Origin of the sequence: Kosakonia pseudosacchari (genome assembly GCF_900184035.1) — a bacterium.
Lineage (GTDB): Bacteria > Pseudomonadota > Gammaproteobacteria > Enterobacterales > Enterobacteriaceae > Kosakonia > Kosakonia pseudosacchari.
Map to the genome: position 1 here is coordinate 1 of NZ_FXWP01000019.1, position 23,246 is coordinate 23,246.

25 protein-coding genes and 4 pseudogenes are annotated in these 23,246 nt (G+C 48.5%); 16 read left to right on the plus strand and 13 right to left on the minus strand.

All coding sequences use genetic code 11. The features are described from left to right. Nucleotides 1–205 precede the first annotated feature (205 nt). The 3 genes and pseudogenes from BN2591_RS15500 to BN2591_RS15510 all read left to right on the plus strand — a co-directional run. Nucleotides 206–526 (plus strand): hypothetical protein, encoded by a 321-nt coding sequence (locus BN2591_RS15500; protein ID WP_086872862.1) that lies wholly within the window; start codon nucleotides 206–208, stop codon nucleotides 524–526. Nucleotides 527–702: 176 nt separating this feature from the next. Next, entirely contained in the window at nucleotides 703–1,488 is a 786-nt protein-coding gene (locus BN2591_RS15505) for a hypothetical protein (protein WP_143468259.1), read from the plus strand. Between the two features lie 720 nt (nucleotides 1,489–2,208). Beyond that, nucleotides 2,209–2,681: pseudogene (locus BN2591_RS15510) on the plus strand (Fic/DOC family N-terminal domain-containing protein); the annotation flags it as partial. A gap of 102 nt (nucleotides 2,682–2,783) precedes the next feature. On the opposite strand, the gene BN2591_RS15515 reads toward BN2591_RS15510, so the two are convergent. From BN2591_RS15515 to BN2591_RS24915, 3 genes and pseudogenes are all read right to left on the minus strand, one after another. Continuing rightward, nucleotides 2,784–4,193 (minus strand): tyrosine-type recombinase/integrase, encoded by a 1,410-nt coding sequence (locus BN2591_RS15515; RefSeq protein ID WP_159457495.1) that lies wholly within the window; start codon nucleotides 4,191–4,193, stop codon nucleotides 2,784–2,786. After that, nucleotides 4,180–4,464 (minus strand): annotated as a pseudogene (locus tag BN2591_RS15520) (Arm DNA-binding domain-containing protein); the annotation flags it as partial. The gene BN2591_RS15515 and the pseudogene BN2591_RS15520, both read right to left, overlap by 14 nt. Nucleotides 4,465–4,847: 383 nt before the next feature. Beyond that, nucleotides 4,848–5,072, minus strand: a pseudogene (locus BN2591_RS24915) (helix-turn-helix transcriptional regulator); the annotation flags it as partial. Between the two features lie 81 nt (nucleotides 5,073–5,153). Between BN2591_RS24915 and BN2591_RS24995 the strand changes: the two are divergent. The 5 genes from BN2591_RS24995 to BN2591_RS15555 all read left to right on the plus strand — a co-directional run bounded on the left by BN2591_RS24995 (nucleotide 5,154) and on the right by BN2591_RS15555 (nucleotide 8,468). After that, nucleotides 5,154–5,246, plus strand: a complete 93-nt coding sequence (locus tag BN2591_RS24995) for a hypothetical protein (RefSeq protein WP_425268957.1) — start codon at nucleotides 5,154–5,156, stop codon at nucleotides 5,244–5,246. 237 nt (nucleotides 5,247–5,483) lie between these two features. Further along, a complete protein-coding gene (locus BN2591_RS15540) occupies nucleotides 5,484–5,870 on the plus strand; it encodes a hypothetical protein (protein WP_208616146.1) in 387 nt (128 codons plus the stop codon). A gap of 2 nt (nucleotides 5,871–5,872) precedes the next feature. Next, nucleotides 5,873–7,201: a nucleoside 2-deoxyribosyltransferase gene (locus BN2591_RS15545; protein WP_086872872.1), complete on the plus strand. Its 1,329-nt coding sequence runs from the start codon at nucleotides 5,873–5,875 to the stop codon at nucleotides 7,199–7,201. Further along, the gene (locus tag BN2591_RS15550; protein WP_244173016.1) at nucleotides 7,198–7,821 is read left to right on the plus strand and encodes a 7-cyano-7-deazaguanine synthase; all 624 of its coding nucleotides are present in this window, start codon (nucleotides 7,198–7,200) and stop codon (nucleotides 7,819–7,821) included. The genes BN2591_RS15545 and BN2591_RS15550 overlap by 4 nt, the downstream gene beginning before the upstream one ends. Further along, a complete protein-coding gene (locus BN2591_RS15555; RefSeq protein WP_086872873.1) occupies nucleotides 7,818–8,468 on the plus strand; it encodes an HhH-GDP family DNA glycosylase in 651 nt (216 codons plus the stop codon). The genes BN2591_RS15550 and BN2591_RS15555 overlap by 4 nt, the downstream gene beginning before the upstream one ends. 32 nt (nucleotides 8,469–8,500) lie before the next feature. Here BN2591_RS15555 and BN2591_RS15560 read toward each other — a convergent pair whose 3' ends face one another. From BN2591_RS15560 to BN2591_RS15605, 10 genes are all read right to left on the minus strand, one after another. Next, nucleotides 8,501–8,842, minus strand: coding sequence for a type IV toxin-antitoxin system YeeU family antitoxin (locus BN2591_RS15560; protein ID WP_086872875.1), 342 nt, complete (start codon nucleotides 8,840–8,842; stop codon nucleotides 8,501–8,503). A 2-nt stretch (nucleotides 8,843–8,844) separates the two neighbouring features. After that, a complete protein-coding gene (locus tag BN2591_RS15565; protein ID WP_086872877.1) occupies nucleotides 8,845–9,066 on the minus strand; it encodes a DUF987 domain-containing protein in 222 nt (73 codons plus the stop codon). 20 nt (nucleotides 9,067–9,086) lie between these two features. Continuing rightward, nucleotides 9,087–9,572, minus strand: a complete 486-nt coding sequence (radC, locus tag BN2591_RS15570) for a RadC family protein (protein WP_086872879.1) — start codon at nucleotides 9,570–9,572, stop codon at nucleotides 9,087–9,089. Nucleotides 9,573–9,626: 54 nt separating this feature from the next. Next, complete coding sequence (locus BN2591_RS15575; RefSeq protein ID WP_086872881.1) at nucleotides 9,627–10,106, minus strand: antirestriction protein; 480 nt, start codon at nucleotides 10,104–10,106, stop codon at nucleotides 9,627–9,629. Between the two features lie 78 nt (nucleotides 10,107–10,184). Beyond that, a complete protein-coding gene (locus BN2591_RS15580) occupies nucleotides 10,185–11,006 on the minus strand; it encodes a DUF932 domain-containing protein (RefSeq protein WP_086872883.1) in 822 nt (273 codons plus the stop codon). Nucleotides 11,007–11,158: 152 nt separating this feature from the next. Beyond that, nucleotides 11,159–11,512, minus strand: a complete 354-nt coding sequence (locus tag BN2591_RS15585; RefSeq protein ID WP_086872885.1) for a hypothetical protein — start codon at nucleotides 11,510–11,512, stop codon at nucleotides 11,159–11,161. Between the two features lie 73 nt (nucleotides 11,513–11,585). Continuing rightward, complete coding sequence (locus tag BN2591_RS24770) at nucleotides 11,586–12,101, minus strand: hypothetical protein (protein ID WP_244173017.1); 516 nt, start codon at nucleotides 12,099–12,101, stop codon at nucleotides 11,586–11,588. A 5-nt stretch (nucleotides 12,102–12,106) separates the two neighbouring features. After that, entirely contained in the window at nucleotides 12,107–12,658 is a 552-nt protein-coding gene (locus tag BN2591_RS15595; RefSeq protein WP_086872887.1) for a hypothetical protein, read from the minus strand. Nucleotides 12,659–12,964: 306 nt separating this feature from the next. Continuing rightward, nucleotides 12,965–13,855, minus strand: coding sequence for a GTPase family protein (locus BN2591_RS15600; protein ID WP_244173018.1), 891 nt, complete (start codon nucleotides 13,853–13,855; stop codon nucleotides 12,965–12,967). Between the two features lie 52 nt (nucleotides 13,856–13,907). Continuing rightward, nucleotides 13,908–14,948, minus strand: coding sequence for a hypothetical protein (locus BN2591_RS15605; protein ID WP_143468261.1), 1,041 nt, complete (start codon nucleotides 14,946–14,948; stop codon nucleotides 13,908–13,910). 154 nt (nucleotides 14,949–15,102) lie between these two features. Here BN2591_RS15605 and BN2591_RS15610 point away from each other — a divergent pair, with 154 nt between their 5' ends. The 8 genes and pseudogenes from BN2591_RS15610 (at nucleotide 15,103) to BN2591_RS15640 (ending at nucleotide 23,243) form a co-directional block, all read left to right on the plus strand. After that, the gene (locus tag BN2591_RS15610) at nucleotides 15,103–15,312 is read left to right on the plus strand and encodes a helix-turn-helix transcriptional regulator (protein WP_086872890.1); all 210 of its coding nucleotides are present in this window, start codon (nucleotides 15,103–15,105) and stop codon (nucleotides 15,310–15,312) included. Nucleotides 15,313–16,198: 886 nt separating this feature from the next. After that, nucleotides 16,199–16,819 (plus strand): inovirus Gp2 family protein, encoded by a 621-nt coding sequence (locus tag BN2591_RS15615; RefSeq protein ID WP_086872892.1) that lies wholly within the window; start codon nucleotides 16,199–16,201, stop codon nucleotides 16,817–16,819. A 201-nt stretch (nucleotides 16,820–17,020) separates the two neighbouring features. Continuing rightward, entirely contained in the window at nucleotides 17,021–17,497 is a 477-nt protein-coding gene (locus tag BN2591_RS15620; RefSeq protein WP_086872894.1) for a DUF7828 domain-containing protein, read from the plus strand. 48 nt (nucleotides 17,498–17,545) lie between these two features. Beyond that, a complete protein-coding gene (locus BN2591_RS24485) occupies nucleotides 17,546–17,695 on the plus strand; it encodes a hypothetical protein (protein ID WP_159457496.1) in 150 nt (49 codons plus the stop codon). Continuing rightward, nucleotides 17,626–17,844, plus strand: a pseudogene (locus tag BN2591_RS15625) (integrase core domain-containing protein); the annotation flags it as partial. The gene BN2591_RS24485 and the pseudogene BN2591_RS15625, both read left to right, overlap by 70 nt. A 154-nt stretch (nucleotides 17,845–17,998) precedes the next feature. Next, nucleotides 17,999–18,238: an HTH-like domain-containing protein gene (locus BN2591_RS15630; RefSeq protein WP_086872896.1), complete on the plus strand. Its 240-nt coding sequence runs from the start codon at nucleotides 17,999–18,001 to the stop codon at nucleotides 18,236–18,238. 56 nt (nucleotides 18,239–18,294) lie between these two features. Next, the gene (locus tag BN2591_RS15635) at nucleotides 18,295–21,837 is read left to right on the plus strand and encodes a helicase-related protein (protein WP_086872897.1); all 3,543 of its coding nucleotides are present in this window, start codon (nucleotides 18,295–18,297) and stop codon (nucleotides 21,835–21,837) included. After that, nucleotides 21,834–23,243, plus strand: a complete 1,410-nt coding sequence (locus BN2591_RS15640; RefSeq protein ID WP_086872898.1) for an AAA family ATPase — start codon at nucleotides 21,834–21,836, stop codon at nucleotides 23,241–23,243. Before BN2591_RS15635 ends, BN2591_RS15640 begins: the two co-directional genes overlap by 4 nt. Nucleotides 23,244–23,246: the final 3 nt, after the last annotated feature.

Consider the following 23,246-nt stretch of genomic DNA (forward strand, 5'->3'; position numbering starts at 1 on the left):
AATAACCACGATCAACAACCTGTTTGACTGCTTCAATTTTAAACTCTTCGGGATAACGCTTATCGCTCATGGGCACCTCTCTTTAAGCCATCTTAAATGACTCCGGGGTGTCTGTTAAACCCGTGGCGATTCAACCTTCTGATGAAGTCAGCTAATATCGCACCTGTCACTTTTGAGCCATCACTTCTGGAGTAAAGGCATTTAAATGGATGATTTCAAACTACAGCTTGCATTTCAGGCGATGAGTACTGTGACAACACCTCTGCAAGCGCTTAAAATTTACGAGAAGAACTTCAATGTTCTAAAAGACTGGCGCTTTATCTGTGCTTCTGGCGATGACCATGGCCCATTTAAATTAAAAAACAAAGTAATCGATGATGTTGTTGGGATCCGCTCAATTTTTAAGGGACAGTCTCTCTGGGTTATTGATGCCAGTATGGTAGAGAAAGAAGGCACCGTACCTTATTTAGCAGGAACAGGGATTTATTTTGATTCGAATGCAGCTTCATATATATATACTCATTAGGATATAAGGATAAATTTCAGCCGCAGCTAAAAAATCAGTTACTCCGAATTCAGTCTTTAGGGATAGATTATAATAACATCAATCCTTATTTATACCTATTCGAAAGCAGAAGACACTTTAACAAAAAACCTGAAAATATAGAATTTAGCCGAAAAACATTTGCCGCATTGACTGCATTGTCAAAAATCGGCGGTCCGCTGGACGAGTCCTGGCGTGAAATTTATCAAAAATATTTCATGGAACAATGTGAAGCTAATATCGACCCACTATTTAATGAGTTTATGGCTAAACATGAAAGCGGTGGCTTTAGTTCTCTGGACCATCTATTTTCATTAACAGAGTTATTGCTATTAGAAACTAAAATATTAGACATTTCTTCCGAAAAGAAAAATGAAGATAAACTCGAAGATCTCATCTATTTTATGGATGAAAAGCTGCAAATGATGATGTTACGCGAGCTTGCAATTTGCGCGGACATATTATTCAGAGGCAATAAGACACAATTAACAACAAAGCTTCTGAAAGTTAATTCTGGACATACTAACTCTCTTGGTATCGTGCAAGGCTGCGCATGGGATCTCTTTATATTCAGAGTTATGGACTGGTTTAGCAATACCAGTGCCGAATTACATACCGATTTTTATATTTCAAATTTGGTCTCTTGCGATCGTGATATCTGGGGTATTGCAGATCTCACAATGCTTAAAGCAATAGCGTTGCATAATAAATCATTTGAGCATGTCATTTTCCCGGAGCACAGCCCAGAGGATATACTTGCTAAAGCATTGGGGAAAAACAAGCAGGAATTTTTTGGAGACTTATTCAGCTATGACTCACGCCTCAGGCGTATCGGCTGGACCCAAGGTGAAGACAAAAATGAAGTTTATGCCAGAAAAAGCAATGAAATTCAGAAACTTTTACAGGAAAAGCGAATGGAATTGCTCTCCGTTATTAATAACTAACCACTTCGTTGAGATGTAGGTCGAACCTGTTGACAACTCACCCATATACCTGGCGCTAATTATGCTCACACAAGTAGTGAGTTCTACAGAGGCATAGCGTTAAAGAGGTGTCATGACTTTTCAGTGGATAATTCAAAATAAAAAAGCATCAACGAAAAAATTAAATTCATTTTTCTTACTTACCCAAAACACATCCTTTCTATGATTTAACCACCATACTTAGTGCATAACATTTATATTCTTCATTTATTCCCCACGCATGAAGAGTGTGATCATTGCCTCTTTTTTTAAACTTCCTTGCCTCCTAACATCTTGAACATGATGACTTTACCCAAATATAGATACACATAGAGTTCGCATACCTACGTCACAGGAGTTCGGCACTTTGAATGGAAAAATCAGGCTTCTTCAACTTGTGGCCGCTTTAATACACATTGATCCTGACCCGAAACCCTGCGCCATTCAGAAACAGAATTCCGGCATGATAACTATTCCCCTGAACAAAGGTGGTACCGATGAAAAAATCACGATTCACCGAAGATCTCAAGTTTTGCGCTAAACAGATTTTGGGCCAAGGCCAATGATTGGGATACATTTATAGCATCGACATGCTTTACTCATATGTCGATAGAATCACTTTTTTTAAACATGAAGACGTGACAAGTCGATACCATCGACATATCACGGCAATATGTCGCTAAAAGTGATAATCTTAAACATATGAATTGGGATCCTGAAATCCCCTATAACGCACCGCCAGTACTGCCCCACCCGAGCTGGAGCGCATCGAAACACGTCGGGTACTCAAAGCATGCATCACAGCACGCGCGGCTATCGCCGAGCTGAAGACTGCCGGTGAGTTGATTCCTCATCAAGGATTACTGATAAACATCCTTCCCATGCTGGAAGCGAAAGACTCTTCCCGTATCGAAAACATCGTGACGACAAGCGATCAGCTTTTCCAGTCTGCAGACCGGGCTGAGAACGCAGATCCTTCGACAAAAGAAGCCCTGCGCTACCGTACGGTATTGTATGACGGCTTTGAGCACCTGAACGCATACCCGTTATGTATAAATACAGCGATCGCCGTTTGCACCAAATTGCGCACCGTTCAAACTGACATCCGCAAAACACCGGGCACTGTGTTACGCGACCAGGATAATAACGTTGTGTACACGCCACCAGTAGGGGAAGGCGCCAGACCGTGGAAACGGATAACCTGCGATTCTGTTCATTATTATAAAAACCACTACGTGCTCCGTAGCCGTGAATGCTCAGCTTTGATACATAATATATTATCCGTGTTCCCCCGATTCTGTTTCCTCCTGTGCAGCCATAACAACCAGATCAGGCTTAGTGAGTAACAGATCTTTAGGTTTTTCCCCTCGCAGCCAGCTATTTCCTGAACCAAACCATATCGCCAGGCCCCAGGGCGTTTTGCGCTCTTTAAAGAGTGAAAGTATCAGCATAACGACCTTGAGAGGTCGAGCCTTATCATCGAGAACGTAGTCGGGATATAAATCCTCACCATTGACCTTCAGGGAAAAAATCTTTCCGGCAGCTTTCCAGCGTTTTGGACCAGCATCGGTGTCGATGGCTTTAAACCCCGCTTTAACCGAAAGGTCACTGGCCGTCAGCCATTTCGAATCAGCCAGAATCCATGCTTTCAGTTCTTCCAGACGCCGGGCATTACACTCCTGAAGACTCAGGAGGTCCGAGGTGTCGCCCGATGGTTTCTTGAAATTATATGGAACCACGTGCCGAAACCGGTTGGCATCCAGGTAATCTGCCCACCACTGCATCATTTCCCTGCGTTCTTCCAGATGCTGCGCTTTATGGATATAGGCTGCCCGGACGCGCTTACGTTCCTGATGGCTCATCTGACGCTCTACCGCATCGCTGGACCACAATCCTGATTCCACCAGGGCGCTACAGGCCATGGTACGAAAGCCGTGGCCGCAGACCTCTTTTTGCGTATCGTACCCCATCACCCGCAGCGCCTTATTGATGGTGTTTTCACTCATGGGCTTGCGGTAATCATGGTCGCCAGGAAAAACCAACTCCAGACCTGGCCGTGTGTGCTGTTTGATCTCATTGAGGAGGGTTGTCGCCTGACGGGAGAGTGGCACCAGGTGAGTGGAACGCATTTTTGCACCGCGTACGGAATATTTCACACCGGGGATCGGTTTACGCTCAGCAGGTATCGTCCACATGGCGTTATCGAGGTCAATCTCCTCCCATCGGGCAAACCGCAGTTCGCTGGAGCGGATGAATAGCAACAGCGCCAGTTTCACCGCCAGTTGGGTTAACTTGCGGCCTTTGTAATCATCAATACGTTCAAGAAAATCGGGAATGAGATGAAGGTCCAGGGCCGGATGGTGACGTACTTTTGCGGTGGCAACCGCCCCGGTTAAATCTGCAGCAGGGTTATGCTCGATAATGCCATTCTGGACGGCGTAGCGCATCACGCAGGCAGTGCGCTGTTGCAGGCGGGAAGCGACATCCAGTTTACCGGCTTTCTCCACTTCTTTAATGGGTAGCAGCAGATCCATCACTTTCAGTTTGGTGATGTCGCGATCGCCATTGGTGGGGAAAACATAGAGCTCAAAATAACGCAGCACCCGCTTCGCGTGTTCTGAGGTCCATCTGAGGTTGCTGGCGACCCATTCGTGCCACGGACTCGAACGTGTGAAGCGGTACTCCACCGCGTTTTTCCTCCCTGCGTTTTTCCGCTGGGTTAATGCCTTCAAAAATAAGCCTTCTTATCTCCGCCTGCTTTTCCCTTGCTTGTGCGAGAGAAATCAGCGGATAAGGCCCTAATGACATACGGTTCTCTTTGTTTTCAAACCGAAATTTCTGATACCACAGTTTCGAACCGCAGGGATTAATTTGCAGGTAGAGACCGTGACAGTCGGAGAGCCTGTATGCCTTGCCAGACGGCTTGGCATGCCGGATTGCGAGATCTGTAAGCGCCATTTGGGGGTCAACCTCTATCGAACCGGAGAATTGCCCCCTTTTTTGCCCCCAAATCGGTCGGATGTCAATGGATGAAAAACGACCACCACGCACAGTGCCCACAATTAAAAAGCGGATAATATTTATATAAATTATCTTTAAATTACAAATGGATATGAACGAATTTGGACGAAAATGGACACAAAAAAAGCCACCCGAAGGTAGCTCATTTTTGCATCACTTGGTGCGAAGGCCGGACTCGTACATAATACTTAACCTCATGATTTAAAATTATTTATAATAAACTCTACAATGTTATACCAACATAGATACCAACACGAAAATTCATTGATTTTCGGCATCGAACCAGGACGAGTATGGCTTGGTTGAGATGCCGAACTCTGTTACTCGTCATTTTCCTCGACAGGCTCCAGCGCATCAAGTGGTACTCGCACCATCGCGATAGAACCAATACGGATGAAAGCATCTTCACCATCTATATCGGTTAACTGATATCGTTCTGTTGATTCCGGCTCTGATTCCAGAATGTCAAAAAATGCATTCAACTGACCGATATCGTCATCACTTTCGTCCTCAGACTCATCTGGATCACAACAAAGCTCAATTAACCGGGATCTGATGTTGCGACCGTCTCAGCTGTTGTTCTATCAAAGTGGAGGCATTCGATGAGTACGACACGCTAGCTGCGACTGGGGCCGCAGCCCGATACCACAAGTGTTAAGCTGACGTTCACCTGTCCGATCAACCTCAAGGCTGATCACGAACGTTACGCTGCCCAGTAGCGCAAACTTACGGCGAAGCCGTTGATGCGGTGATGCTTGACTCGCATATATCGGAAACGTTCATAGCTATTGCTTGAGAATTCAGGCGAGCAAGAAGAAGTCCGGATAACAAAATCCCACAAAAAATTATATATTAACTGCTATTGATCTGATTGTAGCGCTGACCTGTATGTTAAGAGAGCGGTCTGTGCGAATCCGTAATAAGAAAAGGCTTTATTAACCACTAGGAGCAATGCGATGGGGAGCTCAGGATCGGGGCATTTTTCAGATTATCCAGGTACAAAAGCTAAGAAGGCTGTAGGAGATGGGACTGGCATAGAGGGCGGAGCTAGCGGGGTCGATAGATGTAAACAGGCATTTCACACTGTGTTGGAAGACGTTGGAAATAGTGATTTTTATTCACGGTTCAGAAATGTGCCTGCTGTTGGCGATCAACTTGGTATTGTTTTTGACAAGAAACGCGTTTTCGCGGTGGATGTGCAGGGTGTAAAGGTAGGGGCACTTCCTACTTCATTCAATTATCTCGTAGCATGCCTCGAAGATGGTGTAACTTACGTGGGCTTGGTGAGTTTCTCCGCAGCATCGCCTGTTCCTACCGTAAATGCTGACTTCGTGCCGAGATAATCATGAATTGCAAAGATACAGTTCTAATTGTTGGGGAGCTTGTTATCGACTATACGCTTGCTCAGCGTGGTGTAATGTGCAAGCTTCGCTTGGGAGGAATTGCTCATGCAGCAAGGGGAATGTGGGCGGCAGGGCTAAAATATTCAGTAGCGGCTTTCTGTCCTCAATACCTTGTTGATGAAGCCAATCACTATCTGAATGAGTTTGGGTGTAAAGATTTCATCTGGCTTGGTGATGTCATAGGTGCACCAAACGTTATCCTTATTGGCGACGTGACAGAAGTTTCGCATCAAGGCTATGAAGACCTAATGAGCGATACTAAAGTAGTGAAAGTTAATGACCCGTTGCCATGTCTCGAAGCTTATAAAAAAATCGTCGTCTTCCCTGGTCGGTTCGATATCAATGTACTCGCGAACGCATTTACTGAAGACGCACGATTTTCGTTCGATATAGCGTATGACCTTGAGGATCTATCTTCGCTTAAAGAGTTCTTCGGGCGCGTGCAAGCTGTCATTATCTCGACATCGTCCCCATTGTTTATGAAACTTGGAAAAGACGATATAGGTGGACTTCTAAATGCAGTGAGGGCACTTTCGCCAGACGTATTTCTCCTTAAAGAAAATCGTGGCGGTAGCCGGCTTTTTGATTTGCGTAATAACAGTGTCGAAGAAATACCAGCAACGTTGGGCAATACCGTAAACTCAGTCGGCGTTGGAGATGTTTATTCGAGCGTTATGGTTGGCCTCTCTCAAAAGGGGTGGATTGAAGCTGCATGGCGCGGATGCCAAGCTGCGACGGTGTACTCACAGTCGACGTTTCCTGACGACATCAAACGCGATTTGCAACGCGGGTTCCGGCTTTCGCTGGATGTACTGCAAGCACTCCGAGGGACAGTGCTTCCATGGCATGACCGACAGAGTTACTCAATTTACCTTGCTGGTCCAGATTTCTCATATGTTGAAAAACAGGAACTCGACCATGCTGTTGAAAGTCTGGTGTATCACAATTTCAAGGTGCGTCGTCCCGTTCTTGAAAATGGAGAGTTGAAGCGACCCGCAAGTAATGGTGAGCTGCGTTGTACATATCACATGGATTACCATCTACTAAAGGAATGTGACGCAATCTTTGCTGTCCCTCTCGACCGAGACCCTGGCACGCTTGTGGAAATCGGTATGGCAATCGCGATGGGTAAGCCGGTCATCACCTATGATCCGCGGCATGAGAATGAGAACACGATGGTAGTTGTCGGAAGTTCGGTATATTCTTCTGACCTTGATACGTGTCTCAACGGTATGTTTAGTGTCATTGCTGAATTGAGGGCCAAATCTTGATAAAAAAGGTGCTCCTTCTAGCTTCGGGTGGCCTAGACTCAACAACTGTTGCATACCAGCTTGCAGCAGAAGGTACCGAAGTTGTACCGATTTTTTTCAACTATGGGCAACATTGTGTAGAAATTGAGTGGAGTAGGGTAAATGAAGTCCTGCCTTCCGAAATGCAACGACCTGAGCGCTTTGATATATCTGATATCTTCCGCGGCTCGCAATCGCGGCTAATTCGCGAAGCAGATCTTTGGACTGAGGATATCAAGGACGACGATTTGTACATCCCATATCGGACAATGCTTTTTTTCGCTGCTGCTGCGGCACGCGCACAGATTGTCGGCATCTTGAATGTCTATACCGGATTCATCAATAGCAACCACGCCAAAGAAATTGACTGCACTGCTGCATTTATGAACAATCTCGACGAACTTACATCAACCATCGGTCCCGTTCGCTTTCATTCGCCATTCCGCTATTCATCCAAAGCCGATGTAGCTAGGGTTGCTGCTGAGCTTGGTGTTCCTATCGGACGAACTTATTCGTGTCAGGCGTCCGCACAGTTTCCTTGCGGTGCTTGTCCGAACTGTGTAGAGCGCCTGAGTGCATTAAAAGAGGCAAAGTTAGTATGAGTAATTCCGCCATCGAGATTTTGCAAGTAGCGCGTAGCATCGCTAATCATGCGAAAAATCAAGGCGCACTCTTTGAGGTAAGGTCCCCTCGCGATATCTGTGATCACATCGGAGCCGTTCTCGCGGACTCAGTGCTCCAGGCCGGACTTAATTATATGACAGTTGTGCGTCCTCGGGTGCAGACTATCCTGCGGATGCATCCGAATCACGTCACAATTTCCTCATTGGTCTCGCTAATTCAGAGCGGAGAAACAGGTACATTTTTGAACTGGCGCCATCATGAGAAGGTTAGCCGTTTCGAGGCACTAGTAGCTTTCTTGCAAAGAGCTGGAATTGAGGACGTACAGGATTTACGTTTGAGTCTGGCATCCAATGAATTCTGTGATGCAATTCAAGCCATAAATGGTATCGGCCCGAAGACGGTCGATTATATGGGATGTCTTGTCGGCATTGACTCCATCGCAGTTGATCGTCACGTTCGCACATTCGCGAAAGCAATTGGTGTCAAAAATGATGACTATCACTTCTTGCGTGAGTCTTTTTGCTTCGCAGCAGACCTTCTCTCTCTTTCGCGTCGAGAATTTGACGCTTGGCTCTGGCGTCGAGCTGCAATGCCAACACAAGTACAGATGTCTCTCGCAATCTAGGCTATGACTATTTTTTATGGAGCCAATGAAAATTAGTAATAAACATGTTGAAATATTGTTGCAAATAGAGGTTGATGGGCAAATGTGCACCGGCTAACGCAGTGCTGATGACGGGGAGTGAGTTCACCACTGGCCAGCATCAGTTCAAGCTGCTTCATCAGCAGCGGAAATGCCTGGTCGAGATGGCATAACTCCGAGTCACTGAAAGTTCCCGAGATACCGGCACGGTCAGCCAGATAGTGCAGGCGGTGACCTTCCTGCACCAGGTGTGCGCCAAAACACGGGGTGATATTGCGTTTCAGTCCCCACCAGGGCTCAGCGATATGGTGGCTTACTGGCCGTGTTTTTTCGACATTGTCGTGCTCCTTAAACAAAGTTAATTCAGGGTGACACAGCGCAATATGACATACGGACCGTTGCGGTCCTGGCGACGTTCTGCGAAGACCGCCAGCACACCGCGAATGTCCTGTACCTCCCGGCCTGCGTAGTGGCAGACACTGCCGGACCAGTGGTATCTGCCGGTACAGAAGCGAAATAACCGGGATTGTGGATGTTGCCGGTATATCGTCATGGCCTGACGTTTGCTGATAATCTTCACCGATATATCCCCCTTCCCCTTTAAATCCAGCCCGATTCGGCGAAGGAAACAATATCCATGCCACCAACGATCAGATGGTCCGGAAGGCGGATATCCACCAGGTCCAGCGCCTGTTTAAGACGCTCTGTAATATGGCGGTCAGCCAGACTGGGTTCCGCAAGTCCCGAAGGGTGGCAATGCGCCACAATGACAGCTGCAGCGTTGTGCTTCAGTGCCGCCTTCACCACCTCACGGGGATGGACCTGCGTATGGTTGATGGTGCCGGTGAACAGAGTTTCGTACGCAATAAGACGATGCTGGTTATCCAGAAAGAGCACCATGAATACCTCTTTTTCCTCCAGTGTCATCTGCAGGCGCAACCAGTTGCGGACTGAGTTACTGGAGGAGAATACCGCACCGGGCTCACGTAACTGACGCTCCAGAATGTTCAGCGCCCGACGAATGGTGCGCTGTGCATATGGGGTCAGGATGGGTTGTTGTCGTGGATGTACTGAAGAAGGGAACATGTCGGATTGTGACTGTATGGGTAATGCTGCCATGTCGGGCATAGTCTGAAACTCCTAATCAATGATGCGCATAATGGCCTGACACTCTTGATGCAGCAGGGCGTAATCCCGCAGACGGTAATAGTGTTCCGTCATGGCGTCACATTCGGTACGGCAGGCATGATGACTGTAAGCAATAAGACAGACCGCAATACCGGCGGCTTCCGCACACATGTCCGCACCGTTGCAGTTCATCGGGTTGAACAGCGTCCATGAACTCTCATCACTGTCCTCACCAGTTTCCGGCACCATAAAAGCACCGCCGTTACTGAGAGTGAAAAAGGTCCAGATACCGCCATGGTAGTCAGCGCAGAAGCGGTCCATCCACGCGAAGATGTGCGGTTCGAGGGTTATCCACTGTGGAATGTTGCCGAAATACTGCGGCCAGAAGCTGATGCGGTTTTCATCGGTTACCTGTGTTGCGGTAATCTGATGTTGAGCCGCAACAGGAACAGATTCTGAGGGTGTGAACAGTGGCAGTGTATTGTCGGTCATGCTGATTTTTCCTTGTTCATTAATGGGATAAATCTGTGGGGTGAGGAAACTGGGATATCAGTGAGGAAACTCGGGGGATTATTTACCGAGGAGTTCCAGCATGTTTTCCGCCATCACCCATAAAGCACGGTTAAGTTTCACATCACCGTCGATACCGTTAACGGCGCGGGTATGGCTGCGTTTGCCCTTCGCAGTGCGACCGGGCAGACCGCCTTTCAGCAGGTTCTCCTGCAACCTTTGATATGTTGTCCACAGGTCGTCCTGACGGTCTTCATAGCGGCGTGGCGTCAGTATCTGCGTTGCCGTCACCGGCTGGTGGTCTTCACCATAACGGTATGTCAGTGCAGCATTCGCCAGCGCCTGTTGTGCAGGTGGCGGGAGAAGCAGTGACTGCATGGCATCACGCTTCTCTTCCACCCGGTCAAACACACCGAGGACTTCATAAGCGCCTTCAATCACCTTTTCCACCACATCCCCCCGGTGGGGAACACGCACTTCGCCAAACGACTGCCCGCAGACGAGTGAGTTGGTACAGACGCTGCGGAAGATACCAGGCAGCATCTGATAACTTGATGACCCATCATGAGAGTTGAGCAGGATAATTTCCGGGACCAGATGACCGGTGATTTGCCCGGTACGACGCAGACGCAGCATGTGCTTCGTGTGTTCACGTTTACTCTGGTCACGCACTCTGGTCTGGCAGGCGAAGAACGGCTGAAAACCTTCGCGCTGCAGGTTTTCCAGGATGGTGATGGATGGTATCCAGGTGTAGCGTTCACTGCGGGACGCATGTTTGTCCTCACCGAAGATGCTGGGGACATGGCTCATCAGTTCTTCGTGAGTCAGCGGACGGTCGCGACGTATCTGGTTGATCCGCCCGAAGCGGCTGGCTAATTTCATCGGTAATTCCTTAATGAATGACATAAAAGAAAAAGGCTGTTCCTCCCGAAGGAGGAACAGCCCTGTCAGTACAGTGGTGTATGATCGGTTCAGCATTCACCAACGAAGGTTGCTGACCCGTTTTGAATCGGCGGCAATACCGCCGTTACAGATCACCAGTTAAAGGTAAAATTACCCTGGCTGGTCTGTACAGTTAACTCAAGAGGACGGCACTGCGTGAAAGTACTGTTACTGGGAGTGGTAAAAGACAGCGTCTGACCGTACCCCAGACGTTTATTCACATTCTGTCCCCGTCCCGACATGGAAATCAGGCAATTCCCCCGGTTCAGGGAGAGTGACTGTATGGTGATGTCGTTATCCAGGCTGGTCAGCGTCAGTTGCCAGACCGGGAAATTAACTCTCGGGAGATAAGCCTGCTGAGCATTGACAGACAATGGCGCATTTTCTGCCAGCAAAGGAAGTGAGACAGCAAGCAGCAAGGTGGTAAGCAGGGTTTTAAACATCATTAACATTCCTTATAAACAACGTCCGGTATCCTGGCACTGAGACCAGTATCTGTTTCGTTCAGTGGAGGAGCAGTCAGAGGCTGTCTGCCTCCGGAATGCCCTCTTCTGCCAGTGAATGACTGATGTTGTTCACCGCCGTCGCCGGGTCGAGTCTGATTTCTGCCAGTAACTTCCCGCTCTCCGGCGTGCCCTTATAGACATTAAGGGAGGCAACCGGCTCCCCGGAGTCATTCATACCCGCTGAAACTTGATAGGTGGTATCGCTATTTCTGACTGTGAAGTTCTGAATGCTGATGACCTGATTATTCGAATATGCGTAAGAGGTACTGCCTGCCGGAACGGTAAGGTTCATTTCTTTATTTTTTACCCCCACCCTGCCGAATGAATACGAGACTGACGGGGTGACAATACAAATCTCCACCTCCTTTTTGTGGTTAGAGGTCTGAGCGTAAAACACCGGTTTTGCACAGCGCTGGTAATGAGCCTGACGAAGTGTGTCCTGTGTAGCTGCATGAGCCACTGATGTTACGGAGAATAAAGTCACCGCATTAAGCACCAGACATCGGGAAATACTTTTTACTGTTTCCATCTTCTTCACTCTCCTGCTTCGGGTAACACGACATAAATATCCCGGCCCCTGACCTCAATGGTCACGGGTTCCTTTACACCGGTGTTCAGCAACGCCTGTGCCCGCCAGAAACGCCCTCTCACTTCTTCCTGTATTTCCGTCACACGGATGCAGCGTTCGTCATAGCCTTCATCACGCAGGATTTTCGTCACCACGGTACAGGCACTTTGCGCCAGATTTTCTGTACCTGACTGCTGGTTGAGCTGGTATATCGCCACGAATGACAGCACTGTACACAGCAGCCAGACCTGCATCAATCGCCACGGTTTACCCTGCATTTGGTCACGCTGGCGCAGGTACACCACCGGAAACCAGAACCAGATAAAAGAAGGTGGCGTGATGCCCTGCTTCATCAGGTTTGTCCGGTCCAGCAATACCCAGACCAGTGCGACGACAAGATAAATGACAAGTGCGGCAGTCTGTGGAAAGTTCAGGTACAGCACCACCCATATTGCCGGAAGTACAGCCGCGAGGCACCAGGCAAAAATGTCCTGACGCTGTAATGGATAGGATTTCATCTCAGGTTCTCCCTGTGGATACATACACCCGTCATCGCAGGCATAAAAGCACACATAAAATATTCCTTTATAAACAATTGATTAAATAAAACGAATAACTGGGGATATCCTCACATTCAGCACAGATCGTACTGACTAATCAGAAGGCGGGATAATTGTTAATTCAGATCGATACACGTAGACTGATCGTTGACATCTATCAATAATAGCGATCAATACACAATCATCAATAGATTGTAACTATCAAAAGAAATCATTTCGATCGTCAAAACAGATCGAAACGGCAGTAAAAAAAGCACAGTGAAATCAGAACAGGAGATGCCAGACGGCGCGGATAACCGCCAAGAACCGCAGGCGGAGTCGCTGTAACTGGCGCACCAGCCTGCCTGACGTTTGTATGGCCGCGACGGCCTCATCAAAGATGTCGCCTGTGGCATGGACAAAGCGCTCGCGGGCAGTTTCCTGAACATATTCCGTTTGCAGCTCAGGGTTAAGATGATGGAAAACCGCGCTACTGCTGCTCACCGGCAGCGCCTTAATCAGCGCTTCCGCCCAGAGTTCGAGGTGATAGTTTTCCGCTGCGGATACTGCAATGACCGGATGGACAACCGCAAACAGCGTTCCAGCAAGCTCAGTTTTAGCCCGGAGATTCTCAGTCTGTCGGGGTGAGGGCTGGTGGCTTGCATTGTCCCATTCGCGACAGGGCTCCATTTTATCCGCCTGGGTGAGAACAAACAGAAAACGCTCTGGCGCAACTCCCTCGCCCAGAAGTTCGCGATAACAGCGCAGGTCATCTTTCCATGCCCGTTCATCTGCCTTCAGTGCCCAGACAATCAGATCCAGCTTCTGGGCCCATGCCCGGTACAGTCGACGATACTGTCTGTCGGGCTCCGGGGTTTCGGCAATGCCGGGGAAATCTGCAATATGAAGAATATGGGGGCCACGGTGAACCTGATAACGCTGAACGCGTCGCGTACAGCCTCTGACCGCATCCACGCTGGCGGGAGGTGGACTGAACAGGGTATTGCACAGGCTGGATTTACCTGCCCCAGATTTTCCCATGATGCCAATCACCGGTTCGTAGTGAACGCACCGGAGCAGGCGCTCCACCATCGCATCCGACAGAATACTAGGGAGAAGGGATAAGGGCTGTTGCAGGGCCTCAGGAATTTGCCCGGTAAGGATATGGTCTGACACATTGACCTCCGTGAGTTAAACAACGATGCGGCAGCCATGCCAGCTGCCATACTCACAGTGGTGATATCTGGTTGTCTTTTTTTGGAGATGAAAGCGTTGGCGTATTTTTGAATTTCACATCACGGGAGTGCATATGCACTTTATAGCGCATATCTTTCTGTTTTTCCGCATCACCTATCTTGAGCATCTCATAGCCTTCATAAATTTCATCCACACTGTCCCTCTTATTCCAGTCCAGTCCAATAAAATATCCTCCTGACTTCGTTCCTGAAGCGCGTTCAATATACACCATTCTCTCATGTTTATTTTTATCCCAGCCATCAACTGCCAGTGTTTTGAACTGTCTGAATCTGATTCCGGGAAAATCAAGTCTGCTGTTAGCAACGTCATTAAAAAAAAGAGGTAATACATGCAGTGTGGTCAGAATTCTGACATTGCATTTTAAATCATTATCCTTATCGTACTGAATAATTGCCTTTTTAACGAATAAATGGAGAAAATCAGGCGTTCCTCCCATAAACTGAGTAATAACAGGTATCTCCTTAATAATAAATGCTCTCAACATAGCCAAAACTTCAGTTCTGGTATCGCCACTCATTTTCCTTCTGGCTTTAGGGTCGAACTCGCTCTTACTGCTTAAATCAGGAATTGTGAATTCATACTCACGAAGGCGACATTCATGAGCATTCAGTATAATTTTCTCATAAGCACCGCTGGTATCCTTATCCTCATTCGGTACCACTATGGATGTACGATGCAAAATGTGCGTCTCATCCCTAGTAAAACTCTTTTCCACTGCAATACCTTCTTTTAACTCATTACGTAACTCCTCCAGAAACCGTGCTGAAGATGCATCGAATCTCAGGCATGCAATGATGATTTCCAGGATGAGCTTCGAAAGAGTGAAATCTCGCTTCTGTGCCAGTCCCTTCAGATCACTGCAGAACTTTCGGGTTGGTAGGTTGATAGTGATTCGATGATGGCTGGGCATTTTTTCTCCATAAGTGCTGCACTTTATATAACAAACAAGTGCTGCACTTTTTATACTAACAATTAATTTCAATAAGATAGCATATTCAGATGTTGTGAACATTCTAAAAGTAACCTTTACCTGAACAGGGTAGAGATACCTGTCCTGCAGTACGTGATGTATTTTTTTACGCAACCTTCCCATCCTCTGAGGAAGGCTGCAACACAACACTGAGAACAGTCATTCCTCCTTCACTTTTAACGTAAAGGAGATTTCCATGAACACATCCCCCGCACTGCTGAATGACCAGCTTGTCGATATGGCATTCATTACCACCTACACCGAAATGACGGACAAGTGGTTCTACAAACTCATCAGCGAAGGCCAGTTCCCGAAGCCCATTAAACTGGGGCGCAGTTCTCGCTGGCTGAAGAGCGAAGTGGAAACCTGGATGCAGCAGCGTATTGCTGACTCACGGGGTAACTGACCATGTCTGCCCTGAAGTACAACAGAAGAAAAGCCGTATCAGCAAAAACCTCACGCGCAGTGTCTGCTGGTATCCCGACCCGCTGGATATGTCCACGCTGCCGTCGTCAGTATTGTGGTGCTAAACCCTGCCCTTTCTGCCACCGGATTGTCTGAGGAGCAACTGGCTGTTGCCAGTCAACTTCGTCTGTCACATGACGGTATCCGGTCTTTCAGTTGTGAATGTCAGTCTCTCCGGGAATAAGTTTTTTTGTATCCTGAACTGGTAACCCTGGAGTAAAAGCTGAGGACTTAAAATATATAATCCCGGACATGACAAGGCCTGGTTATTAGCTAGCCATGTAACTTGGTACAGTATATATATTACATTAGCAAGGTATTAACCAATATAACAGAGCAAGATGCAAGACAATGGAAATATAATATATTAAGGTAAGGGGTTAAGTAGCAATAATATGAGACACGCTAACGAATTAGTTCATCACAATTAACTTAATGAGCTGGCGAAATACGTAAACAAAATAAAAACGCAGGATGCTAATCTCAGTTAATACAGGTATAAAGACTTACCCCAGCAGTTCTTTAAAATAAAATTAAAGAATCCTTTCACCCCCTAAAAACGCTAACCACACCGTTCTCTCATCAGGGGGAGATATCAAATCGCGAGGACTGACAATAGCCAGGACAGCGTCCGTTCAGCACCGCATTAAAACCTGATGGTAAGCGCATTCATCGCCAGTTAAAGCATCAGCGTCAGCAGATGAGCATCTGGTAGCGCTATACCTTTCCACCGTCTGAAACCTTAACCCTCATTCGTGCGTTCGTTACTGCCATTTGCTCCGGCAGGGGCTTCGCACGTCTGAATCAAACCAGCAGGAGTAACACTTATGCCCGACAGTAAATTTGGCTCACTGAATCCTGATTACATGAAGCGTATGGGGGAAATCATCAATTTAGCGACAGAGGCTCACCCCAGAACTGCCGTTTTCACCTTCGTTCTCAGACTGCCTGAGTACCGCGACAAAGGGGATACTATAGCCTGTATTCCCAATCTGCAGGTCGGGATAATGGAACGCTTCAAAGGGGCGCTGAAAGCCCGTATAGCCGTTCATCAGCACCAACGCAGGCGGGAAGGTCTTCAGGTGTGCCCAACTGACCTGAGAGTCGTCTGGGTACGTGAGACGGGAGCCAGTGGTAAACCGCACTATCACGCAGCGATATTCGTTAACAAAGATACCTTCAACTGTCTGGGGGATTATTCGAAGAAAGACCGTAATCTGGGGAGCTATATCTGTAAGGCCTGGCTGAGTGCGACAGGTCTGCTCGGGTATCCTGAATACCGAACGCTGGTTGCCTTCAACAACACGCCACACATTCTGGAAGCGCTTCGCGAGGACCGTTTTGAGAAACAACGTAGGAGTCTGCTGAACCACCTGAGTTACTTTGCCAAAGAACGCACCAAAGTCTATAGCAGGGAAACACGCTCGTTCGGGGGGAGCGTCAGATAAGCCAGCACAACGCCAGGTGAGACATTTCCCCTAGTTGCTGAAGAAGTAAACCTTTATCAGCCCTGAAGCTGACGGTCAATTTTGGCTCGTACTGTCATCCACTTAATACCCGTTAACCCTTTCTGCAGTCATACCGCCACATTTCCCACAGTCCTTCTGCCATGAACAGGATGGATTGCGCCTACGCGGTATCTGGCTGTAATGGAGAAAAAAGATAATGAGAACACTCATGCTTACTGGCGACCAAAAACCGCCATCGTTTTTACCTTCACTCTTCCTGCTTGTGCTCCTTGCGGTGTGTTTAAGGAGATTGGCATGCGAATGATGAAATGCTATCTCGCAAATACCGGCAACGGACATTTTATCACTGCTGACGAAGCCGCAGCCGGCGAACCGGGACCATTGACCTGCTCCTCATGCGGTTGTGTTCTGTACGTTCAGCCAGGAAATGCAGACGAAAAGCCGTGGTTCAGGCATGACCAGAGTACAGTGCCCGTCAGCACGCTGATGAACTGTGTCCATTCTGATCCGGAAATCAAAGCAGAGGCCAGGCTCAGAAAACTGCGTAATTCCATCGGGGAACTGACAACTCCCGTGACGGTGCTGTCCTGGCACTGCGTCTGGTGTGGGCAGCCACCATATGCCATCCTGCTTACTTCGTCAGCCAAATTAGTGTGATATTCTTTCCAAAATTCCTGTTGTATCGACGACATAAGGCGATGATTGATGGAGCAGTCTCTCAATTTTGAAATGTTGCGCAGCCAATGGGCGGAACTCGCGTGTATGGCGGAACGCTATGTTCCTTCCGCCCCGGAAAGCCGACAGATAACCCGTTTATTGAGTCATTTAACGGCAGTCTGCGGGATGAATGCCTGAACATTCACTGGTTCCTGTCACTGGAAGATGCGCAGGACAAACTCGACAGCTGGCGCAGGCAGTACAATCATGAAAGGACGCATTCATCATTAAATGACATGACTCCGGCTGAATTTATCCGAAGTCTCCGGAAAGACGAAGATCTCTGATTTAGCACTGCACTGATTTTGGGTCAGGGTCAAGAAAGAGAAGGATCTCTGATTTAGTACTGTACTGATTTTGGGTCATGATCAATGCTTGTACTGACGGTGTTAAGTAGCTAATTTAGCTAAATTAGCTGTTTTAGTTTACTTGGAGTCATTAGTGTCTGAACAAGAGATCTATCAGCAGATCAAGCAAGCCTTGGCAGTTGCACCTCGCAACCAATATACAGTCGAGCTACATCTGCAAATGCTCAAATATGCAGATGAGCTTAAACACGTGACTTCGCGGGAGTTTTGTGAAGGGGTTGGGCTCAAAGAGAGCCTTGGTACCGAATTCAGCAAGATGCGTAATCTGACTACTCGACTAAAGCTTGCTGGGCTCGATACCTACAAGCTCTAATATCGTTCAACTTCGCGAAGACCGGTTTATAAACCAGCAAGTTATTAAGGAACAACATGCTCAAGCTCGAAGAGATCAAGAAAGATGCTCAGGTCCGCGGCATTGTCGAAGGGCAAGTGGTTCGCGTGGTGACAGTGGAGCAGATCGGTGAGCACGCTCTGACGGTTTACTACAAAGACAGTAAGGGCGTATTGGCAGAACGCATGTTGTTTCGAAGTGATGAGATGGCCCTTGAGCTCGCGACAGTGGGACGAGCATGGGCGTTTGATGCTGACGGAGGCGATTTCAAACTGGGGCTGGAAGCATATCGGATATCACAGGCTGCTCTGTTTGATCCGATGATGGCTGTCAACATGGCCAATGTAGACCCCTTGCCGCACCAAATTTCAGCTGTTTACGAATATATGCTACCTAAGCAGCCGCTGCGCTATGTCTTGGCCGATGATCCTGGCGCGGGCAAAACGATTATGGCTGGCTTGTTCATTTCTGAGCTGCTGCTGCGAGCTGATGCCAGACGGATTATGGTGGTATCGCCTGGCTCACTGACCGAACAATGGCAAGACGAGCTATTTGAAAAGTTTGGCCTGCAATTTGAAATCTTCAGCAAAGAAAAGCAGGAGCAGTGTGCAACGGGCAATTTTTTTACCGAAACCGATCGCCTGATTTGCCGTCTGGATCAGCTTTCCCGTAGCGAAGAGCTACAAGAAAAGCTGCGCAATACCGACTGGGATTTGATCATTGTCGACGAAGCGCACAAACTCTCAGCGAACTATTTTGGTAACAAAATCAATAAGACCAAGCGCTTCGCATTAGGCGAACTGCTTGGGTCTATTTGCCGCCATTTCTTGTTGATGACAGCCACGCCACACAACGGCAAGGAAGAAGATTTTCAGGTCTGGATGTCACTGCTCGACAGTGATCGGTTCTATGGCAAGTTTCGCGAAGGCGCCCATAAAGTCGATATTACTGACATGATGCGCAGAATGGTGAAAGAAGAGCTATTGACTTTTGATGGCACACCGTTATTCCCTGAGCGTCGGGCCTATACAGCCAACTACGATCTCTCTTCTCTCGAAGCAAGTCTTTATGAGCAGGTCACCACTTATGTGAGAGAAGAGATGAATCGAGCCGACAAACTCGACAACAAGAAAAAAAATACTGTTGGTTTCGCACTAACGCAATTGCAACGACGATTGGCATCCAGCCCGGAGGCGATCTATCAATCGTTAAAACGGCGCCGTAATCGCCTTAAAGACAAACTTGCAGAGATGAAGCTGTTGGCCCGTGGCCAGAAGGCGAAACTAACCGGTGTAGCTGAAACTCTGGGTAGTTATACAGTAACCAAACAGCTCGATTTACCGGATAATTGGGACGAGCTGGATGAAGACTTAAGCGCCGAAGAGTACGAGCTCTATGCTGAGCAAGTAGCAGATCAGGCTACTGCAGCCGAGACCATATTAGAGCTCGACGCCGAAATCCTGTCACTCAAGGATCTGGAACAGCAAGCACTGCTGTTGGTGCAATCAGGTAATGATAAAAAGTGGGAACAGCTATCCGCTTTACTGCAAGACTCGCCGGAAATGAAAAACCGCGATGGTAGTCGTCGCAAACTGATCATCTTTACCGAGCACAAAGACACACTCAATTATTTGCGTCAGCGAGTCGGTGATCTGCTTGGCCAGTCAAATGCTGTCAGGGTGATTTACGGCGGAACCAATCGTGATGAGCGGCGTAAAATCCAGAGTGAGTTTCGCAGTGACCCCACAGTGTTGGTGCTCATTGCCACCGACGCTGCGGGTGAAGGTGTCAACCTGCAAAACGCCAACTTGATGGTCAACTATGACCTGCCATGGAATCCCAATCGACTGGAACAGCGCTTTGGCAGGATTCACCGAATTGGCCAAAAAGAGGTGTGCCATCTGTGGAACATTGTCGCCAATGAAACCCGTGAAGGTGAAGTATTCCAAAAACTGTTCGCCAAGTTAGAAATTGAGAAACAAGCACTTGGCGGCAAGGTGTTCGACATATTGGGGGAGGCGTTCGACAACGTTTCACTCAAACAGTTGCTGATGGATGCCATTCGCTATGGTGAAGATCCTGCTGTGCGCGCCAGAATGGACCAAGCAATTGAGGGGGCACTGGATAGCGACCACCTCAAGGAGATCATGCGCCGCAACGCCCTGGTGGAATCCCACATGGGAATGGAAGGGCTGTACGCCATCAAAGAGCAGATGGAAAAAGCCGAAGCGCGCCGTTTGCAGCCCTTTTTTATCCGAGCCTTCTTTCAGGAGGCCTTCCAAATGTTGGGGGGCGATTTGCGCGAGCGCGAACAAGGCCGATACGAGATCAGGCATGTCCCAGCGGTTATCCGCGAGCGAGATCGCACCATAGGGGAAAGCCGTACGCCGGTACTACCGCGTTACGAGCGGGTTTGCTTCGAAAAGCAGTTAACTCGTCCTACTGGCAAGGTGTTAGCTGAGCTGTTGCACCCTGTGCATCCTCTGATGCACTCCGTGCTGGACCTCACCTTGCAAGCCCATCGCGGCAAACTGAAACAGGGCGCCGTGTTGGTTGATCCGGCTGATGACGGCGATGAACCCCGCCTAATCATTATGTTGGAACACTCGGTCAGAGAAACGGCGGAACAAGCAAAAAGTATCGCCTCCCGCCGCTTACAATTTGTTGCGATAGATAGAGCCTGTCAGGCCAGTTATGCAGGCTGGGCGCCACACTTGGACTTGGTGCCCATCAGCGAGGGGGACTTGGCACTAGTACAAGATATTCTCTGCTCCCCTTGGTTATCCCAACCACTGGAACCACTGGCACTGCAGCTGGCCTCTGAAAAACTGGTGCCAGAGCATTTTGCTGAAGTAAAAACCCGGCGTGAGCTTCAGGCAGACAAAACCTTGGCAGCAGTACATGAGCGCTTGATCAAAGAAATCAACTATTGGCAAGACCGCTATCTCAAACTCAGTGATGATGTGAAGTCTGGCAAGCAGCCCAGAATGCAGCCAGAAAACGCGCGTCGGCGTGTTGATGAACTTACCGCCCGTTTACAGCAGCGCACAACTGAACTCACCGCGCTCAAGCAAGTGGTCTCCAGCACCCCGGTGGTCATTGGTAGTGCTCTGGTGATCCCGCAAGGGCTATTGGCCAAACGTAAGGGGGAGGTCATGTTTAGCCCCGATGCGGCCAGCCGCGCCCATATAGAACGGGTCGCAATGCAGGCGGTAACCGATGCTGAACAGGCTTTAGGCCACATGGTTATCGATGTAGCAGCGGATAAATGTGGGTGGGATATCACCGCGCGCCCGCCACTCAAAAGTGATGGCTCCTTGCCACAAGATCGTCACATTGAAGTGAAAGGCCGCAGCAAAGGACAGATCACCATCACCGTCAGCCGTAACGAGATCCTCTATGCCCTTAACCAGGCAGACAAATTTTTGCTGGCTATCGTGCTGGTAGAGGGGGACAAGGCTGAAGGCCCGTATTACATTCGCCAGCCTTTTACCAAAGAGCCGGATTTGGGCGTGGCGAGCATCAATTACGACTTAGCGGATTTGTTGGCACGCTCCACCAATGCTGAAGGCAGCTTATGAAAATTGAACAAGTTAGCTTAAAAAACTTCCGATGTTTTGAGCAGCTAGATGTGACTTTCCACCCGCAGTTGACGGTGTTAACCGCCCCCAATGGTGCGGGCAAAACGACGATCCTTGATGCAGTTCGCATTGCGTTATGGCCCTTTGTCAAAGGCTTTGATCTGAGTAGCCAAACAGGCAAGTCAGCCATCATTCAGATTGAAGATGTGCGTCTTGAACGCCGCGAGCAAGAGATGGAACCGATATTACCCTGCCAGATTACAGCTCAGGCCACAGGTATCCCCATTTGTGAAAAACAGCCACATCTGTTCGAATGGCAACAGGTCCGCGAGCAAGTCAAGCCACGAACTCAAAGCAAAGGTGATAGGTCGACACAAGTTCTGACCCGGCTCGCCAAGAACTACCAGTCTGTCATCTACAAGGGGCAGCAAGCCGAAGCAGATACTATCGAGTTACCCTTGATTGTCTATTTAGGTACTGGCCGTCTATGGTATCAGGGGCGCTATACCTCAGAAGCGGAGGATAAAAAGCTCGATGCCAGCGTATTTTCTCGTCTTTGGGGTTATCAAAACTGCCTGACGGCGACCTCGAGCTATAAGCAGTTTGAATCGTGGTATGGCTGGGTATTTCGCAGCTATCGCGAGCTGCAAATTGGTCAGCTGGAAAATCAGATCAAGCCCCAGGATCAGAGCTCGTTGGCCTACTTTGCCGCTGCCATTGAGGTTGTGCAGCGTGCCATCAACACTCTCACGAGCTCGCTGACCGGTTGGCACGACCTGCAATACCGCGCCAGCATGGGGCAGCAACTGGTGATGGAACACTCTCAGCATGGCTACATGCCGCTCGCGATGCTCAGTGATGGTCTGCGCAATATAGTAGCCACTGTGTCGGATATCGCTTTTCGCTGTATCAAGCTGAATCCACATCTGAAGGATGAAGCTGCACAGAAAACTGTAGGCATCGTGATGATTGACGAAGTGGATATGTTCCTGCATCCGGCGTGGCAGCAGCAAGTACTTGGGGCGCTACAAGAGGCATTTCCCTTGCTGCAATTTATTGTCACCACCCATAGCCCGCAGGTTCTCACCACAGTAGCCAAAGAGAATATTCGTCAACTTGGCTCTGATGAGCACGGCGCCTATGCCAGAATGCCGCCTTTTAGCCCGCTGGCCCATGACAACAGCGATGCACTGGCCAAAGTTATGGAAACTCATAGCCAGCCAAGCCTACCGCTGCAAGAGACCATTAGTGAATACGAATTACTGGTTAGATCAGGGGAGGAAACATCTGAACGCGCAACAACTCTGTTGGCAACCCTTGAGCAGGCGGGATATCAGTTTCATGAGAGCGATCTGGCCACTTGGCGATTCTTGGCACAGCGTAAGCTGGCAGCCAAAGGGTCGTAACCC

What these genes read in the sequence shown, in the direction of transcription:
- BN2591_RS15545 (WP_086872872.1), top strand. Translation starts at nt 5,873, where the DNA reads ATGAATTGCAAAGATACAGTTCTAATTGTTGGGGAGCTTGTTATCGAC.
- BN2591_RS15595 (WP_086872887.1), bottom strand. Translation starts at nt 12,658, where the DNA reads ATGAAATCCTATCCATTACAGCGTCAGGACATTTTTGCCTGGTGCCTC.
- BN2591_RS15620 (WP_086872894.1), top strand. Translation starts at nt 17,021, where the DNA reads ATGGAGAAAAAAGATAATGAGAACACTCATGCTTACTGGCGACCAAAA.
- BN2591_RS15580 (WP_086872883.1), bottom strand. Translation starts at nt 11,006, where the DNA reads ATGAAATTAGCCAGCCGCTTCGGGCGGATCAACCAGATACGTCGCGAC.
- BN2591_RS15555 (WP_086872873.1), top strand. Translation starts at nt 7,818, where the DNA reads ATGAGTAATTCCGCCATCGAGATTTTGCAAGTAGCGCGTAGCATCGCT.
- BN2591_RS15540 (WP_208616146.1), top strand. Translation starts at nt 5,484, where the DNA reads ATGGGGAGCTCAGGATCGGGGCATTTTTCAGATTATCCAGGTACAAAA.
- BN2591_RS15610 (WP_086872890.1), top strand. Translation starts at nt 15,103, where the DNA reads ATGAACACATCCCCCGCACTGCTGAATGACCAGCTTGTCGATATGGCA.
- BN2591_RS15635 (WP_086872897.1), top strand. Translation starts at nt 18,295, where the DNA reads ATGCTCAAGCTCGAAGAGATCAAGAAAGATGCTCAGGTCCGCGGCATT.
- BN2591_RS15500 (WP_086872862.1), top strand. Translation starts at nt 206, where the DNA reads ATGGATGATTTCAAACTACAGCTTGCATTTCAGGCGATGAGTACTGTG.
- BN2591_RS15615 (WP_086872892.1), top strand. Translation starts at nt 16,199, where the DNA reads ATGCCCGACAGTAAATTTGGCTCACTGAATCCTGATTACATGAAGCGT.
- BN2591_RS24770 (WP_244173017.1), bottom strand. Translation starts at nt 12,101, where the DNA reads ATGGAAACAGTAAAAAGTATTTCCCGATGTCTGGTGCTTAATGCGGTG.
- radC (WP_086872879.1), bottom strand. Translation starts at nt 9,572, where the DNA reads ATGTTCCCTTCTTCAGTACATCCACGACAACAACCCATCCTGACCCCA.
- BN2591_RS15640 (WP_086872898.1), top strand. Translation starts at nt 21,834, where the DNA reads ATGAAAATTGAACAAGTTAGCTTAAAAAACTTCCGATGTTTTGAGCAG.
- BN2591_RS15575 (WP_086872881.1), bottom strand. Translation starts at nt 10,106, where the DNA reads ATGACCGACAATACACTGCCACTGTTCACACCCTCAGAATCTGTTCCT.
- BN2591_RS15605 (WP_143468261.1), bottom strand. Translation starts at nt 14,948, where the DNA reads ATGTTCACAACATCTGAATATGCTATCTTATTGAAATTAATTGTTAGT.
- BN2591_RS15585 (WP_086872885.1), bottom strand. Translation starts at nt 11,512, where the DNA reads ATGATGTTTAAAACCCTGCTTACCACCTTGCTGCTTGCTGTCTCACTT.
- BN2591_RS24485 (WP_159457496.1), top strand. Translation starts at nt 17,546, where the DNA reads ATGGAGCAGTCTCTCAATTTTGAAATGTTGCGCAGCCAATGGGCGGAA.